This window comes from Rhizobium sp. BR 314 (assembly GCF_047445805.1).
GTDB lineage: Bacteria > Pseudomonadota > Alphaproteobacteria > Rhizobiales > Rhizobiaceae > Rhizobium > Rhizobium lusitanum_B.
Genome location: NZ_JARWLA010000008.1, coordinates 61,741 through 77,531, shown reverse-complemented (window position 1 = coordinate 77,531; position 15,791 = coordinate 61,741). Strand labels below are relative to the sequence as shown.

The window sequence follows — 15,791 nt, the reverse complement described above, 5'->3', positions numbered from 1 at the left end:
CCACCGTTTTGACGGTGATGGAGCGACGCTCAGATAACGACAATCCTGAAATCAATATCCGCCGCCGGTCGGAGGTGCGTTCAGCGTCATGCCGCCGCCGGAATTGTGATCGCCCGAGGTAGTGCAGGACGCGACACCAAGGCCGATGAAAACGAGGAAGAGGACCGTAAAGACAGATCTGGTGTGCATGATTGTCACTCCCTGTTGCTGACGACGGGCATGAAGACCCGAGCTTGGAGTGAACAGGTCAGACCGACTTTTTATTCGGCCGCTCTTCCAATGAGATGCATGGTTTGCAACGTACACCTCCGATAATGTTCATGTTTCGTTCTTGATTTTAGAGTCTATCAAAGATAAACATTAGAAGTGTCAAAAATAATGGGAGGCAAAGCCAAATCGGCTTTGAACAATTTTTTGTATCACAGCGACCAGATGTCCCTCGATCTAGGGGGGATGCCCATAAAGCGTAAAGGCAGAAACATGCCGAAGCATGGCCAAGCTCTCTATTTTGCGGCGCTACCAACCTCCAAAATCGCCAAGCTAACGGCGGAAATGACATGGGACCAGAGCCGACGAAACGGATTGCGGCGCGAACCAAGGCAGTATGATCTCTATCATACGACCATCTACCCCTTAGACGTTGCGCATCGCGCTCGGGAAGAGGCGATCGTCGCTGCCATGGACGCGGCATCTACCATCTACATGTCCTCATTCGAACTTGTATATGATTGCGTCGCCACCTTCGGTGGGCGCGGTAATCACCAGTATGTGCTCTGGCGTAGGCGGGGAAACGAGGAACTGAAGATGCTGCGTCGAGAACTGTATGCCGCTTTGCAGTGCGCCGGTTTTGACACTGAAGCCCCTGAATCCTATGAGCCACATATGACTCTATTCTACTGTGGCCGTGTTCTACCAGAATCCATGTTGGAGCGGCCCATCAGGTGGATTGTCAGGAGTCTTATGCTAGTCAATAGCTTTCAAGGCGATAGCGAGCACGGCCATATTTGGGAATGGCCTCTATCGTAGCCTTTGCTTACGATTTGGGAGAGGCTTCAAGTGTCGACTTCACCGCCGCCACGGCATCATCGACGCTGAAGCTGCAGCGATTGGCGACATCGGCTACTCCAGCGACGGTCATCAGGTCGCGAACGCGATCATGCACGCGGGCGAACTGTAGACGGATACCGGTGCGGCGCATGGCGCCATCGAACTCCATCAGGGCGTCCATCGCGGTGCTGTCGAGGTCAAAGCTCTCTTCCAGGCTGAGGACGACGGCACGCATCCCTGCCTCGCTATGGCTGCGTGACAGAATCTCGCCGAAGATCGTGTCGGCATTGCCGAAAAACAGCGTCTCGCCGGGGCGCCAGACGGCGATACCAGCGGTCTCGGATGCCTCGTCATGGCGGCTGACATCAACGAAGTTGTGGCTGTCGCCAAGCCTCCCCAGACGGGCGACATAGGGCGACGCCAGACGATGCATCATGGCCGCCAGCGACAGTGCAATTGCCAGCAGCATGCCGTTCAGCACGCCAAAGATCAGCACACCGATCGCAGCGCCTAGCGCCACGTAGAAATCGCGATGCAGACGACGCAGGCGCAGAATGGGGCTTGGATCGAGCGCATGGGTGAGCGCCGCAATCACCACGGCTGCAAGCACCGGCTCGGGCAAGAGCGCCACCAGCGGTCCGGCGCAGGCGATCAGGATGGCAAGGCCAATGGCGGCGAATACGGTGGTAGCCCGTGTCTTTGCGCCGGCTGCCTCGCTGGCGAAACCTGCTGAAAAGCCAGCGCCAACCGGCATACCTTGGACGAGCGCGCTGGCGATGTTGGCGGCACCGAGCGCGCCGAGTTCGCGATTGACCTCCAGCGTTTCGCCGTAGCGCAGCGCCAGAGCTCGCATGGTGCCCCAGGATTCGGCAAAAAGGATGAGGACAAGCGGTACCGTAAACTGGACCAGCCGCGAATAAGACGTCCAGCCGGCATCGGGCAGCGACGGCCATTGCGGCAGTATTTCTATGGTGCCGACGAGCTTGACGCCGTGCGCCTCAAGGCCAAACAGGTATGAGGCGAAAATGCCGACCGCGAGCACCAGGAAGGCGCCGGGAATGCTGGGGATGCGCTTGAGCAGCAGCAATGCCGTCAGCGCCACAACGCCGACGGCAACGCTGATCGGGTTCCATTGCAGGATCGCGCCGAATAGCGCCGCCGCATAGGTGAAGATGTTCGAGCCCTGCACAGGCACCCCCACAAGGATAGGCAGCTGGTGGAGAATGATTGTGATCGCCAGCCCCAACGCGAAGCCTCGCAGCACCGGCCGTGAGATGAAACCGGTGATGCCGCCCAAGCGCAACAGGGCAGCGACCACAAAGAGGGCCCCCGCAAGCGCGACTGCGACGGTGGCAAGCCCCGTCTTGACGGTGACATCGCCCGGCACGACCGCCAGCGTCGCGGCAAGAATGGCGGCGGAGGAGGATGTCGGGGAAATGATAGCGAAGCGGCTGCGGCCGAATATGGTATAGATCAGACATCCGGCGATACCGGCAAGGATGGCTCGATGCGGCGGCAGCCCGGCAATGCCGGCGTAAGCCACCGCTTCCGGCAGCATCAGCCCGGCAACCGATATGCCGGCGACCAGATCCGCCTTGTCTACTACGAACCAACTGCCCAGCTTCGTCATCGATCACCGACCGTAAGTATGGCCCATCCATCTATGGATAGAGATTCGCCGCTACGCTGCAACAACAAAATAGGTCCTGAAAACGACGATTTAGGAAGCAGCATCGACGCTGTCGCGCAGCGGGCAGCCGCGGCCGATCATCTCTGTGACGAAGTCCATGACCGCACGGATTGCCGGCGAGCGGCGCAGATCGGGATAGGTGACGAGCCAGATGTCCCGCGCGGGAGACGGGATTGCTGCCGGTAGACGCGTCAGTCCCACCTCGCCATCGCCGAGAAAGGCCGGAAGCGCCACGACGCCGAGACCGGCACGGGCAGCCTCGAGCTGGCCGAAGACATCGGTGGCGCGAAAGACGATTGGGCGGCCTTCGAGCAGGCTGCGCAGCCAGGTTTGCTGGGTCAGATGCTCCATCGCCGAATCATAGCCGATGAAGGCCCAGTCGCTATCGGGCATCTGCGCCACTGCGGGGACAGCATAGAGGCCGAAGCGCATGACGCCGATGCGCCGCACCAGCAGGTCGCTCTCCTCCGGCCGCGTCATGCGCACCGCGATATCGGCCTCACCGTAGTTGAGCGCGGCCCGGCGGGTGACGCCGGCAATGGTCAGGGTGATATCCGGATGCTCGGCGCGAAACAACGCCGCTTTCGGAGCGAGAAGATGCGCGGCGATCGATGGCGGCGCGCTGACCTTGACCGCGGCGGAAAGCCCGGCGACGGCGCTCTTGGAATAGCGCCTGATGGCTTCGACATTTTCCTCCATGCCGGCCACCAGCTCGGCTATGGCGCGGCCATCGGCAGTCAGCGGAGAGGTACGCGGCCGCCGATCGATCAGGCGCAAATCCAGCGACCGCTCCAATGCGGCAATCCGCCGGCCGACCGTGGCATGGTCGACGCCAAGCTCGCGCGCCGCTGCAGACAGCGAGCCCGTTCGGGCAAGTGCGGCGAAATGGAGGAGGTCCTGCCAATCGATCATCCGTGCATTATTGCACAGGTACGGTGAGTTCATACCGAATTTATTCAGGCCGGGGTTTATGGTCAAAGATCTCCTGAAAGGAGACTTCTCGATGCCCCTAGCGATTGCCATTACCGGCCCCGGCGGACCCGAGGCCATGAAAGCCGTCGATCTCCCCGCGACAGAGCCCGGCCCGGGTCAAGCCCGGATCCGCCAGAGCATCTCGGGCGTCAATTTCGTCGATATCTATGTTCGCTCCGGACTTTACCCATTGCCGCCCGGCCAAAGCGTGCTCGGCTTCGAAGGTGCCGGCGTGGTCGAGGCACTCGGCCCCGGCGGCGGCGAGCTGAAGGTCGGCGACCGCGTCGCCTATATCGGCCATCCGCTCGGCAGCTACGCCGAGGTGCGCACGCTATCCATCTCGCGGCTCGTGAAACTGCCTGATGGCGTCAGCGAACGGGTGGCCGGCAGCACGATGCTGCGCGGACTTACCGCCCATATGGTGCTGCAAAAGGTCTATCCGCTAAAAGCGGGCGAATGGGTGCTGGTTCATGCCGGCGCAGGCGGCCTCGGCCAGCTCGTTACGCGCCTTGCCAAGCGGATCGGCGCGAACGTCATCTCCACGGTCGGCTCCGAAGCCAAGGCCGGTTTTGCCTATGAGGCCGGAGCTGACATCGTTCTTCTGCACACGTCCGAAGATTGGGTGGAAGAAACCCGCCGCATCGCCGATCGTCGCGGCGTCCACTTGGCCGTCGATGGGATCGGCGGAACGATGCTGTCGCAGACGTTTGCCGCCGTGCGCCCCTTCGGCATGGTTGCCAGCCTCGGCCAGGCCGCCGGTCCCATTCCGCCGATCGAGATCGAGGAGCTGACTGCTCCCCGCGCCATTGCCCTGTCTCGCCCGAGCGTGCTGACCTATGCCAACGATCCGGAACTCTACCGGCAAGGTACCGCGGCCCTGATGGAGCACCTGCTGGCCGGGCTGATCAATCCGATCGGCGCCGAATACGAGCTGAGGGATGCGGCGCGAGCACATGCGGATCTCGAAGCCGGCCGTACGACGGCAAGCGTCGTCTTGATGATGTGAGTGTCATTCGAGCGGGGGTTGCACCTCAGCTCCGCTCTAAGGAAGATGTTTCAGGTCTGACGCATATTAGCCTCACATCGTCAATGACTTTTGCTGCAAGGCAGCAATTCGTTGACCCCGCCAGCATTTGCCTGATACGCCTTACACAAGGCGAGGCGCCGCCATTCGGGCTATCGCCGTCAGCTCTATCCAATACGAAATCTCGTTCCTTCGTGAAATCAGTTTGGGCATCGCTCCCGCCGGTGTCCGCAGGCGACATCCCGTGAACACTGCCTCCCAGACCATCCGGTCCAATTCGACCCTTGCCCTCATTTCCATCGTTGCACTGACATTCTTTGGCTATATCGCCATCGGCCTTCCGCTAGCCGTACTGCCGACCTATGTCGACAGCGGCCTCGGCTTCGGCGTCGTCTGGGCGGGCATCGCCGTCAGCACACAATATGTGGCAACCATCATCAGCCGCGCGCATGTCGGTCGCCTCTGCGATCAGTATGGGCCGCGTCGCTCCGTGCTTCTCGGCTTCCTCGCCTACGGGCTCTCGGGCGCGCTGACGATCGCTTCGACTTTCACGGTTCAAGTCCCGGCGGCAAGCCTCGCCCTATTGCTTGCGGGGCGATTGGCGCTCGGGATCGGCGAAAGCTGGGTCAGCACGGCGGCGATCACCTGGGCAATCGGCCTGATGGGATCGCGCGAGACCGTTCGTATCATCTCCTGGAATGGCATCGCCACTTACGGCGGTATAGCGCTCGCCGCTCCCTTCGGCGCATGGCTGCAGGGGCAGTACGGTTTCGCTTCCATCGGCGCAGTCACGGTGCTGCTTGCCATCGCCGGGCTGATGCTGGCGCAGAGCCGTCCGCCCGTGCCGGGTGTGAAGGAAAAGGGTATCGGTACCGGCCAGGTACTGAGCCGCGTGGCGCCTTTCGGTGTTGCGCTTGCCCTCGCCTCCAGCGGTTTCGGCGTGGTGATGGCCTTTGTCGCCCTGTTCTTCCACAGCCGCGGCTGGGAGGGCGCTTCCTTCGCGCTCAGCGCCTTCGGTCTTGCCTTCATGGGCGTTCGTCTCGGCCTTGCGCAAGCCGTTGCCCGGTTCGGCGGCCTGCCGCTGGTGCGTATTTCACTCATCGTGGAAGTGATCGGCCTGGCATTGCTGGCACTTTCGCCCTCACCGACGGTCGCCATCATTGGCGCGGCGCTCGCCGGCGCAGGCTTCGCACCCGTCTTCCCGGCGCTCGGCAATGAGGCGATGGAGCGCATCCCGCCGCAGAACCGCGGCGTCGCGCTCGGCCTATACTCGATCTTCCTCGATGTTTCGCTCGGCGCAACCGGCCCGATCGCCGGAATTGCCGCCGATCATCTCGGCTATGCCGCCCCCTTTTCGCTCGGCATCGGCGCCGTGCTGCTCAGCCTTCTCCTCAGTCTCGGTCTGCGCAGGCATCGCGGCCCCTGACCGGCCGCTCCATGCGGTCAAGCGGCCGCAATGGTTGCGGAAGGCAGCGATGGCTTGATATGGGTCTCCGATCATCATCATGAGGAGGCCCTTATATGGATATCACCGAAATCGTCATCGAGGGCGATACTCCAGGCATTGCGTGGCGACTGCCGGTTCTGCATTTCGCCGGCAAGGATGCCGGTGCGCCGAAGATCTACATCCAAGCTGCGCTTCATGCCGGTGAACTGCCGGGGACGGCGCTCGTCCATTTCCTCTGCGAGAGACTGCGGCAGGCGGAAATCGAAGGTGCCATCCTGAGCGACATCATCGTGGTGCCGCACGCCAATCCGATCGGGGCAGCGCAATCGCATTTCGGTGAGATGCAGGGCCGCTTCGATCTGGGATCGCGCACGAATTTCAACCGTGACTTCCCGCTGATCTCGCTGCGCGATCGCGAACTGCTGGTCGAAAACCTCGAGCGCTATTCCGCGGTCGACCGGCTGAAGCGCCAGCTGATCCATATGGCGCTCGGCGCCGATCTGGTGATCGATCTCCATTGCGACGACGAATCCCTGCAATATGCCTATATCGACGAGGCATTCTGGCCCGAGGCTTCCGATCTCGCCGCAGCCCTGAAAATGGACGCGGTGCTGCTTTCGGATGGAGAAAGCTCGGCATTCGAGGAAGCCGTCAGCTTTGCCTGGAAATACGAAGTGCCTGGTGAGAAAAAGGCCGGGCTGCCGGGCAAGCTGTCGGTGACGGTCGAACTGCGCGGCACGCGCGATGTTTACCCTGAAATGGCCAAGCAAGACGCGGAGGGGCTCTGGCGCTTCCTCGCTATGCGCGGCGCAGTGCGCGACGACAGCGTTCATCTCGCAGCCTTTAACGGACCTGCGGTGCCGCTCGACAATGTCGAGATGATCCGCGCGCCGCAGGCGGGCACGGTGCTCTTCCATCGCAACATCGGTGAGCGCGTCGTGGAAGGCGATCTGCTGGCGACAATCATCACCGCCCCCGGAATGGTTGAGGGAACCATCGAGGTTCGCGCGCCGCAACCCGGCCTCATCGTCACCCGCGTCTCGGATCGGCTCGTGCGCCGGCGCGGCGACCTGATGAAGATCGGCTCCGACAAGCCAAGCTCTGTCGCCCGCAAGCCGGGCACGCTGGAAGACTGACGTGGTTAGCGGCGGTCAATCACCTTGCAGCGCAGGGTAAAGGCGATCGCCGCTGCCTCCCGAAGAAGAGTGCCAAGGCGGCGGATATATTCCAGCGCGCCGACAAATGCCGCGCGCGCCCTGCCCGGTAGCCGGGCAAGAATCGAACGATTTTCCATTGAGATCATGCCTCCGATCGAAGCGATGCAGGCGGTGTTCAGACCATTAAGAAGTGCAAATTGTGCCCCTCACAGATATATGCATGCATAGTGCATATATATTCGAAACCCGTCAAGGCAGTTCCGCATGGATTAGGACATGAAGGCGATGGGGCAGCGATCCTGATCGCAAACACCCTGATCGCAAACGCGGCAGACCACATCTTGATCGTCGCCGAGATCGACCAAAGCCGGCAACAACTTCTCCACCAGACGGCCGAGCTGCTCGGTCTCTTCGGGCTTGAGCGTTTTGAAAGCGCGCTCGATAACGACGCGGCGAGCGGTGAGGCTTTTGTCAAACAATACCTGCCCGGCCAGTGTCAGCTGCAGCGAGCGGGCGCGCTTGTCGCCTTCGATGCCTCCGGCACGCAACACGAGATCGGACGCCACCAGCTGATCGACGAGGCGCACGGTGGCGGAATGGGAGAGCCCGATCATTCGGCGCAATGTCTCGATCGTCAGACCCGGCTCGGAGCCGATCTGGATGATGGCGGCAACGGCGCTTGGGCCGAGGCCTGTCTCATCGGCAAAGGCCCTTTCCATCTTGTCCACCAGAGCGAGGCTCATGGCGCCGAAGAGGTTTTCCAGCCGTAGTGTTTCCTTGTCCGTCGCCATGCTCACCCGCGCCATAAATATGCACGCTGCATATTTACAGGATTATGGGCGGTGACTGCAATGGACGAGAGAACCGCTTCGGCCTTCGTCCGGCTTTCAACCGGCTTTGCTCGCATGCTATGCCCTGTCGGACAGCAAGAGACGGATTCGCCATGACGATTACCATTTACGGCATCAAGAACTGCGACACGATGAAGAAGGCCCGCACATGGCTGGAAGGCCACGGCATCGCCTATAATTTCCACGACTACAAGGCTGTCGGCATAGACCGGGAGCATCTCGAAGGTTGGACGAAGGAAGCCGGCTGGGAAATCGTGCTCAACCGCGCCGGCACCACCTTCAAGGCTTTGCCGGAAGCGGATCGCACTGATCTTTCCAAGGACAAGGCCATTGCTTTGATGATGGCGCAGCCTTCGATGATCAAGCGCCCGGTGCTGGAAGCGAGTGGCAAATTGCTCATCGGCTTCAAGCCCGAAGTTTATGCGGCCGCATTCGGCAAGACCGCTTAGAGGCAAGCCATGTCCAAAACCACCCGCGCGACGCAAGTGCTGACCCAGGCGAAAGTCGCCTTCACCGTACATGCCTATGATTACGATCCGAATGCGGAACGCGTCGGCCTGCAGGCAGCAGAGGCGCTCGGCGAGGAGCCGCATCGCGTCCTGAAGACGCTGATGGCTGAGGTGGATGGCAAGCCGGTCTGCGTCGTCGTGCCGTCCGACCACGAAGTCAGCATGAAGAAGCTCGCCGCGGCCTTCGGCGGCAAGTCTGCCGCCATGATGAAGCCGGTCGATGCAGAGCGTCTGACGGGATATCATGTCGGCGGCATCAGCCCCTTCGGCCAGAAGAAGATCGTGCCGACAGCGATTGAGGCGCAGGCTATGACCGAGGCCTATGTCTATATCAACGGCGGCCAGCGCGGTCTGCAGGTGCGCCTCAGCCCACAGGATGCCTTGACGGCGCTCAAGGCCAAGGCTGCGCCGCTGATTGCCTGAGGATCTTCAAGGTCGGACAAAGCGCCTTCAATTTCGCCGCAAACCGGTCTAAGTCTTCAGACCATCTTCGATATCAGCCAAGCAGGTTTTGCCATGACATCAGCTTCCCCCAACAATCATCCCGTCGATCACGCCAAGCTGGAAAAGCTTGCGGAAGTGGCCGTAAAGGTCGGGTTGCAGCTGCAGGCCGGGCAGGATCTGCTGATGACGGCGCCGGTTGCCGCGATGCCGCTGGTGCGATTGATCACGCGCGAAGCCTACAAGGCAGGCGCCGGCCTCGTCTCCACTTTCTATTCGGATGAGGAAACGACACTCGCCCGCTACGAATACGGCCATGATGCGAGCTTCGACCGCGCAGCGAACTGGCTTTATGAGGGCATGGCCAAGGCCTTCTCCAACAACACGGCGCGACTCGCGATTTCCGGCGACAACCCGATGCTGCTATCGAGCCAGGATCCGAACAAGGTGGCGCGCGCCAACCGCGCCAACTCGGCCGCATACAAGCCGGCGCTCGAAAAGATCTCGAATTTCGACACCAACTGGAACATCGTCTCCTATCCGAACCCCTCCTGGGCGAAGCTGGTCTTCCCGAACGATCCGGAAGCGATTGCCGTCGCCAAGCTCGCCAAGGCGATCTTCTCGGCCTCGCGCGTCGATGTCGAAGATCCGGTCGCTGCGTGGGCGGAGCACAATGCCAATCTGCACAAGCGTTCGGCCTGGATGAACGGTCAGCGCTTCGCCGCCCTGCATTTCCAGGGACCGGGCACCGATCTGACGGTTGGGCTTGCCGACGGTCATGAATGGCATGGCGGCTCTTCCACCGCCAAGAACGGCATCACCTGTAACCCGAACATTCCGACGGAAGAGGTTTTCACCACGCCGCATGCGCTGCGTGTCGAAGGTCATGTCTCCTCCACCAAGCCGCTGTCGCACCAGGGCACGCTGATCGACAATATCCAGGTGCGCTTCGAAGGTGGCCGGATCATCGAGGCCAAGGCGACGCGCGGCGAGGAAGTGCTGAACAAGGTGCTCGACACCGACGAAGGCGCCCGCCGGCTTGGCGAAGTGGCGCTGGTGCCGCATTCCTCGCCGATTTCGGCAAGCGGCATCCTGTTCTACAACACGCTTTTCGACGAAAATGCCTCCTGCCACATCGCGCTTGGCCAGTGCTATTCCAAGTGCTTCATTGACGGTGCCAAGCTCAGCCAGGAGCAGATCAAGGCGCAGGGCGGCAATTCCAGCCTGATCCACATCGACTGGATGATCGGTTCCGACAAGATCGATATCGACGGCATCAATGCCGATGGCTCGCGCGTGCCCGTCATGCGCAAGGGCGAATGGGCCTGAGCCATAACTGACGGCAATCTCAGAGAAGAGAAAGCGGGCCATGAGCCCGCTTTCTTGCATTTAGATGCCAAACGTCACCAGGCCGTTTTCATCGATCGGCCAGAAGGGATTCCAGGCGATTTCCCAGGCGTGATCGTCCGGATCGGCCACATAGCCGCGGAAGCCGCCATGCGGTGGTGCATCGGCCTTGCGAAGCATGCTCCCGCCTGCCAGCACCAGTTGATCCATGACGGCGTCGACATCCTCACGCCTCGCGACATTATGCGCCAGCGAAAAGGCGCCGGGCGATTTCAGGCCTGATCGACCCATATCCTGCTCCAGCGACGAGAGCTTGAAGGTGCCGAGAACGAAGCCGTTCATCTGGTAGAAGACGATCTCCTCATTCTCGAAGACGGGCGTCCAGCCGAACCCTTCTGCATAGAAGCGTTTGGACCGATCGAGATCGAGAACACCGATGGTGATAACGGAAATCTGCTGTTGCATAACCAAGCCCTTTCGTTCGCCTCGCGAGATTGCGAGCCGTTGAGGGTCTTGGGCCGCTACCGAAGTAGTGGAAGGACCCGCAGAACGCGGGGGTTGGGCCAACCGCACCAACCTAACCTGTTTCAGACGGCGCGAGCTTCTCAGATTTGGAAAGTGGAATCAAGATGTCCGCCATGACGTCGACTCATTGCGCATCGCCGTGGTGTGTCTCGAAGTTCCTATCGGATACTCGCCAGCGCTTTCCTGATGCGCGCGAGATGCGCCTTCCGCCCGGCAACGGTGACGCGATCCATGTCGTGGAGCGCCAACATGCGGAAATTCAGCCGCTTGGCGCAGAAGGCGGCAATGCCGCGTTTCAGCAGACGCCGCACCGGATTGCCCATGTAGAGATGCACGATCCACCAGGGCGAGCCGGTGGTCGTCAACGCCCAGAAGAGGCGGATATTGGTGAGCCTGGGCACGATGCGACCGCCCGCGGGATCATGGGTGAAGGCGACATCAGGCGCAAATGCGCGATCGAAGAAGCCCTTGAGAATGGCTGGAAAATTGAACCACCATTGCGGAAAAACCAGGATCAACCCTTCGGCAGCGCGTAATCGTGCGACGATATCGTCGACACCTGACGTATCATAGGGCTGATCGAAATAGCCGCCTCGCTCAGCCTGCGACAGGCGCGGGTCGAAGCCCTCGCGATAGAGATCTAGCAGGTCGACCTCGTGCCCTCCGGCGACAAGCGCTTCCTGCGCAACCTTCGCTACGGCCGCGGCATAGCTATCCTCAAGAGGGTGAGCCAAAACGAGCAGGACGCGCATCAGAACAGGCTTCCCTGCTTCGGTGGGGCGGTAGCCTCTGCCGGCTTGACGGCACGCTTCTTCGAAGGCGATGTGCCTGATGGCGGCGTGGACGAAGGCGGAGGGATGGCAGCATCGCCCGTGACCGCACCGATTCGGCCGTCCGCGAATTCGATCGAGATGGCCGCACCCGTCGAAAGCGCTGCTGCCAGCGAAACCGGGCGATCGTCTTCATCACGCACGACGGCATAGCCGCGCTTCAGGACGTTCTTGTAGGAAAGAGACTGTAGGATACGCTCCTGTGCCACCAGTTCACTGCGCGCGCGGGTCAGCTGGTGGCGGATGGCAGTATCGGCCTGGCGGGCGAGATTGCCGAGACGATCGCGGGCGCGACCCGTTTGCGCTTCGAGGCGCGAGGGCAGCGTGGCGAAGACGGCATCGGCTCGTTCGATACGGGCACGCGAACGGTCGAGCATGCGCTCGATGGTGCGCTCCGCCCGGGTCATCCGCTCATTGAGCTGCTGGCGGCGCTCGGCAATCCGGTTAGACAGGATATCCGGCCGCAGCTGCGAGGCCATGCGCTCGAAGGATCGGCGCTTGTTCAGCGTGTTCAGCTCCAAGCCGCGGCCGAGGCCGGCGGCTGCCTCATCGAAGCGGCGGCGCGGCAAAGCGAGGATCTGATCGAGCGACGGCAGGGCGCGCAGCAACGCGCGCACCGCCTGCCGCCGTTGATCCATCTGCCTACCCACTCCGCCCTGCAGCCGGGCGGCGAGGCTTGCAAGCTGCGCCTCAAGTTCCGCTTTGACAGGCACGGCCATTTCGGCGGCACCCGTCGGCGTCGGAGCGCGCACGTCGGCAGCGTAGTCGATCAAAGTCCAGTCCGTCTCGTGCCCCACGGCCGAGATCAGCGGAATTTCACTTGCAGCAGCAGCACGAACGACGGCCTCGTCGTTGAAACTCCAGAGATCTTCGAGGCTACCGCCGCCGCGGGCAACGATCAGCACGTCCGGACGCGGGATCCGGCCGCCAGGCTCAAACTCGTTAAAGCCGCGAATGGCGTTCGCCACCTCGTCACCCGAGCCCTCCCCCTGCACCTTGACCGGCCAAACCAGCACATGCACGGGGAAGCGATCGGAGATGCGGTGCAGGATATCGCGGATGACGGCGCCGGTCGGCGAGGTCACAACGCCGATCACCTTCGGCATGAAGGGCAGCCTGCGCTTGCGCTCGGCATCGAAAAGGCCTTCGGCACCGAGCTTGCGCTTGCGCTCCTCCAGTAGCGCCATCAACGCGCCGGCGCCGGCCGGCTCCAGGCTTTCGATGACGATCTGATATTTCGACGAGCCCGGGAAGGTTGTCACCTTGCCGGTCGCGATAACCTCCATCCCCTCTTCAGGGCGGAATTTCAGCTTGGAAAAGCTACCTTTCCAGATGACCGCGTCGATGCGGGACCGGTCGTCCTTCAGAGAGAAATAGGCATGGCCCGATGAATGCGGCCCGCGATAGCCGGAGATTTCCCCGCGCACGCGCACCTGATCGAACGCATTCTCGACGGTGCGCTTGATCGATCCGGACAATTCCGAAACGGAATATTCCGTCAGGTTCGAGGGCGAATCATTGTCAAAAAAGCTGCTCATGGCTTCTTTCTAGCTCAAGTCGTGGAAAATGCGGAGCCCGGGTCATCATTCCTTCCGTCGGAATCGATCGAAGGAAGCACCGCATGTGGTTTCGAACCGCAGGTGACCGTTGCGTGCGCCATAAACGCGCGGAGCTTATTACTTCAGCAAGCGTTAACCCTACGGACAAAGGCTTTTTTAGCCATCCGGGCGTAAAGCTGTGCAAACTGGTTCTTGGTAAAGAGGATATGGAGCGATGATATTCGCGACCGCCACGATCATCGGAATTGCCGCCGGCCTGCAGCGCTCGACCGTCTGCGCTTTGCTCGGCGTGGCACTGATGAGCATAGCCTTCATGGCGGCCGTCGCGATTTCGGTCACTCCGCCGCCGCTAACCACTTTGTTCATGGCACTCGGCGGCTACAACCTAGGCTTCATCGGCTATCTCGTGACAGCCGACGTGATGGAACACCGCCGCCGCGCCTGACGCGGATCCGCGCTTCCGAGGCTCTCCGGGCCGTTCCGCTGGAAAGCCGCTGAATACTTTTCTGGGAATTGCCCCTGCTCAACCCTGCGGCTTGAAACGGAAAAACCGAACGTCCGACTTGGGCGAGGCTGGCATCGGCTCCAGATAGGCAGGCACATCGCCGGCACTCAGTCGGCCATACAGCCCTTTGGGATTGCGCTCGGACAATAGCTGTACCTGCGGATCTCCCTTGCAGAAGGCCACCAGCGTCACATGCGCCTTGCGCAACAGCGCTTCCGCCTCAGGCGGTTGAGCAAGTCCGATATTGAGCTCGGCCAGCATCCCATCGGGATCGCGATGATAGGGACCGGAGAGCGTGCGGTGCGGCGTGAAGCGCAGAAGCGGCGCCCCCATGTTGGAGGAGGCTGCAATCACGCCAGGCTCAAGACCGGCGATGGGCGTCAGCGCCCCCTTCGACGCGCAATCCACCGTTTCCTCGGCCTTGGGCGCCACAAAGGCGTTAGCAACACCTTTGAACGCCAGCGTGCCGCCTACGGCCCATACCGCCGGTACCGAGACCAGTGCCGCAACCACATAGATCAGGGATGCCCGGACGTTCTTGGTGTCTGCCACCGAAATCCGGCGCAGCTCCGCAAGCAAAAGCGCCAATGGCGGGATGGCCAGCAGATTGGCGAATTCCGCGCCGCGGACCTGCACGAGCGTGATGATCCAATTGATGGCGATCAGAGCGATGAGAACCGTGTGCAAGCGCGCCCGCTCGCCGCGCAGTATGCGGACCGCGCAGACGATCATCGCGATCAAACTTGTCGCATAGAATGCGCCCAGCGTCTCCGGCTGCCGATGGATGATGGAGACGATCGACTGCGCCTCCGTTACACGGCTCAGCCAGAGATCCATCAGCATCGGATCCAGATCGGCAAGCGGATTGCGCAGGCATTGCGGCGCGAGTGCAACCGTCGTTGCCAAGACAAATGCGCCATTGGCGGCAAGCACCGCCAGGCGCCAGGGCCGCGACATGCGGCTGGCGAAAACCGCCGACAACAACAGCCCGACGCAGCCGGCGCTGATTATGCCGTAGAAACCGAGCGAGAGATTGTCGCAGGTGACCATCGAATAGAAGCGCGGCGGCACGAGCGAGAAAAAGGCGACGCTGACGGCAATCGTCAACGTCAACGCAAAAGCCTTTGCGGCCGGCGCGAACAGCTCACCATCCCACGCCCAAAGGCAGGCGACAGCCACGCAGGCGAAGGCCACGAAAGGCGTCGTTTCCGCGCCAATGCCGAGCTGGATGGCAAGAGCAACGGCAGCGATGGCGAAATTGCGGGGCTTATAGCTTTCGTCGACCAGCATGGCGACGGCCAACGCGACAAGACCGAGCTGGACATTGTCGTGATCGATGGATCCCGGTACGAAGCGCGGCGAGAGCACGACGAAGAGCGCGGTCAGCAGCAGCGAGAAGTGCATACCTTCGACGCCGGCAATGCGGCGGCCCGCGAGGCCCATGAAGGCCATCAACGGCACGATCAGCATCAGCGGCCAGACGGTCAGTGCCGCCGCCTCGGCTCCTTCGGGCGAGAAGAACATCCGGAAGAAGAGAATAAGACCTGCAATCGGCAGATCGATGAAGCGCGACCAATGCATCAGCGTTCCGCCATCGAGGCCAAGCCGATATTGCATCATGTCGAACCAGCCCTGACCCGCGAGGAAATCGCGCACCTCGACCAGGCGCATGGCATCGTCATTGTCGGGGCCGACATAGTCGGCAAGGTTGCGGTGAATGACGAGCTGGGCAACGATGAGCAGAATGCAATAGATCAAAGGCACAAGAACAGGGTGCGACCAGCGCGTGGACACTTTCCTGCCTGGTGCAGGCGCTGCTTCGGGCGACATTGTCAGCGTCTGCGTCATATACGGATAAACCCCGGACTTGAAGAATGCTCGAGGGAT

Annotated in this window: 17 protein-coding genes; 8 read left to right on the top strand and 9 right to left on the bottom strand. The window is 61.5% G+C overall.

Features of this window, described 5'->3' with window-relative positions:
* Nucleotides 1-51: 51 nt before the first annotated feature.
* The gene (locus tag QD461_RS13360; protein ID WP_414088202.1) at nt 52-189 is read right to left on the bottom strand and encodes a hypothetical protein; all 138 of its coding nucleotides are present in this window, start codon (nt 187-189) and stop codon (nt 52-54) included.
* A gap of 189 nt (nt 190-378) precedes the next feature.
* Between QD461_RS13360 and QD461_RS13355 the strand changes: the two genes are divergently transcribed.
* Nucleotides 379-1,026 (top strand): 2'-5' RNA ligase family protein, encoded by a 648-nt coding sequence (locus tag QD461_RS13355; RefSeq protein ID WP_414088201.1) that lies wholly within the window; start codon nt 379-381, stop codon nt 1,024-1,026.
* A 7-nt stretch (nt 1,027-1,033) separates the two neighbouring features.
* Here the strand turns inward: QD461_RS13355 and QD461_RS13350 are convergent, their stop codons facing one another.
* Nucleotides 1,034-2,677 carry a SulP family inorganic anion transporter gene (locus QD461_RS13350; RefSeq protein ID WP_414088200.1) on the bottom strand — a complete coding sequence of 548 codons (1,644 nt, stop codon included), beginning with the start codon at nt 2,675-2,677 and terminating at the stop codon, nt 1,034-1,036.
* 90 nt (nt 2,678-2,767) lie between these two features.
* Entirely contained in the window at nt 2,768-3,649 is an 882-nt protein-coding gene (locus QD461_RS13345) for a LysR family transcriptional regulator (RefSeq protein WP_414088199.1), read from the bottom strand.
* 91 nt (nt 3,650-3,740) lie between these two features.
* Between QD461_RS13345 and QD461_RS13340 the strand changes: the two genes are divergently transcribed.
* The 3 genes from QD461_RS13340 to QD461_RS13330 all read left to right on the top strand — a co-directional run bounded on the left by QD461_RS13340 (nt 3,741) and on the right by QD461_RS13330 (nt 7,316).
* A complete protein-coding gene (locus QD461_RS13340; protein ID WP_414088198.1) occupies nt 3,741-4,715 on the top strand; it encodes a quinone oxidoreductase family protein in 975 nt (324 codons plus the stop codon).
* 262 nt (nt 4,716-4,977) lie between these two features.
* The gene (locus QD461_RS13335; protein ID WP_414088197.1) at nt 4,978-6,159 is read left to right on the top strand and encodes an MFS transporter; all 1,182 of its coding nucleotides are present in this window, start codon (nt 4,978-4,980) and stop codon (nt 6,157-6,159) included.
* Between the two features lie 95 nt (nt 6,160-6,254).
* Nucleotides 6,255-7,316, top strand: coding sequence for a succinylglutamate desuccinylase/aspartoacylase family protein (locus tag QD461_RS13330; protein WP_414088196.1), 1,062 nt, complete (start codon nt 6,255-6,257; stop codon nt 7,314-7,316).
* A gap of 5 nt (nt 7,317-7,321) precedes the next feature.
* On the opposite strand, the gene QD461_RS13325 is transcribed toward QD461_RS13330, so the two are convergent.
* Both QD461_RS13325 and QD461_RS13320 read right to left on the bottom strand, forming a co-directional pair.
* The gene (locus QD461_RS13325; protein ID WP_414088195.1) at nt 7,322-7,474 is read right to left on the bottom strand and encodes a hypothetical protein; all 153 of its coding nucleotides are present in this window, start codon (nt 7,472-7,474) and stop codon (nt 7,322-7,324) included.
* 132 nt (nt 7,475-7,606) lie between these two features.
* Nucleotides 7,607-8,128 (bottom strand): MarR family winged helix-turn-helix transcriptional regulator, encoded by a 522-nt coding sequence (locus QD461_RS13320; RefSeq protein WP_414088194.1) that lies wholly within the window; start codon nt 8,126-8,128, stop codon nt 7,607-7,609.
* A gap of 152 nt (nt 8,129-8,280) precedes the next feature.
* On the opposite strand from QD461_RS13320, the gene QD461_RS13315 reads away from it, so the two are divergent.
* From QD461_RS13315 to QD461_RS13305, 3 genes are all read left to right on the top strand, one after another.
* On the top strand, nt 8,281-8,637 hold the full coding sequence (locus tag QD461_RS13315; RefSeq protein ID WP_414088193.1) for an ArsC family reductase: 357 nt from the start codon (nt 8,281-8,283) through the stop codon (nt 8,635-8,637).
* 9 nt (nt 8,638-8,646) lie between these two features.
* Nucleotides 8,647-9,120 carry a Cys-tRNA(Pro) deacylase gene (gene ybaK, locus QD461_RS13310; protein ID WP_199089700.1) on the top strand — a complete coding sequence of 158 codons (474 nt, stop codon included), beginning with the start codon at nt 8,647-8,649 and terminating at the stop codon, nt 9,118-9,120.
* 93 nt (nt 9,121-9,213) lie between these two features.
* Complete coding sequence (locus tag QD461_RS13305; RefSeq protein WP_414088192.1) at nt 9,214-10,467, top strand: aminopeptidase; 1,254 nt, start codon at nt 9,214-9,216, stop codon at nt 10,465-10,467.
* Between the two features lie 60 nt (nt 10,468-10,527).
* On the opposite strand, the gene QD461_RS13300 is transcribed toward QD461_RS13305, so the two are convergent.
* The 3 genes from QD461_RS13300 to xseA form a co-directional block, all read right to left on the bottom strand.
* Entirely contained in the window at nt 10,528-10,950 is a 423-nt protein-coding gene (locus tag QD461_RS13300; protein WP_414088191.1) for a VOC family protein, read from the bottom strand.
* A gap of 218 nt (nt 10,951-11,168) precedes the next feature.
* Nucleotides 11,169-11,762: an NAD(P)H-dependent oxidoreductase gene (locus tag QD461_RS13295; RefSeq protein WP_414088190.1), complete on the bottom strand. Its 594-nt coding sequence runs from the start codon at nt 11,760-11,762 to the stop codon at nt 11,169-11,171.
* Nucleotides 11,762-13,378, bottom strand: a complete 1,617-nt coding sequence (xseA, locus tag QD461_RS13290) for an exodeoxyribonuclease VII large subunit (protein WP_414088189.1) — start codon at nt 13,376-13,378, stop codon at nt 11,762-11,764. Before xseA ends, QD461_RS13295 begins: the two co-directional genes overlap by 1 nt.
* Before the next feature lie 235 nt (nt 13,379-13,613).
* Between xseA and QD461_RS13285 the strand changes: the two genes are divergently transcribed.
* Nucleotides 13,614-13,844 (top strand): homogentisate export protein, encoded by a 231-nt coding sequence (locus QD461_RS13285; RefSeq protein WP_414088188.1) that lies wholly within the window; start codon nt 13,614-13,616, stop codon nt 13,842-13,844.
* Nucleotides 13,845-13,922: 78 nt separating this feature from the next.
* Here QD461_RS13285 and QD461_RS13280 read toward each other — a convergent pair whose 3' ends face one another.
* The gene (locus QD461_RS13280) at nt 13,923-15,752 is read right to left on the bottom strand and encodes a hypothetical protein (RefSeq protein WP_414088187.1); all 1,830 of its coding nucleotides are present in this window, start codon (nt 15,750-15,752) and stop codon (nt 13,923-13,925) included.
* Nucleotides 15,753-15,791: the final 39 nt, after the last annotated feature.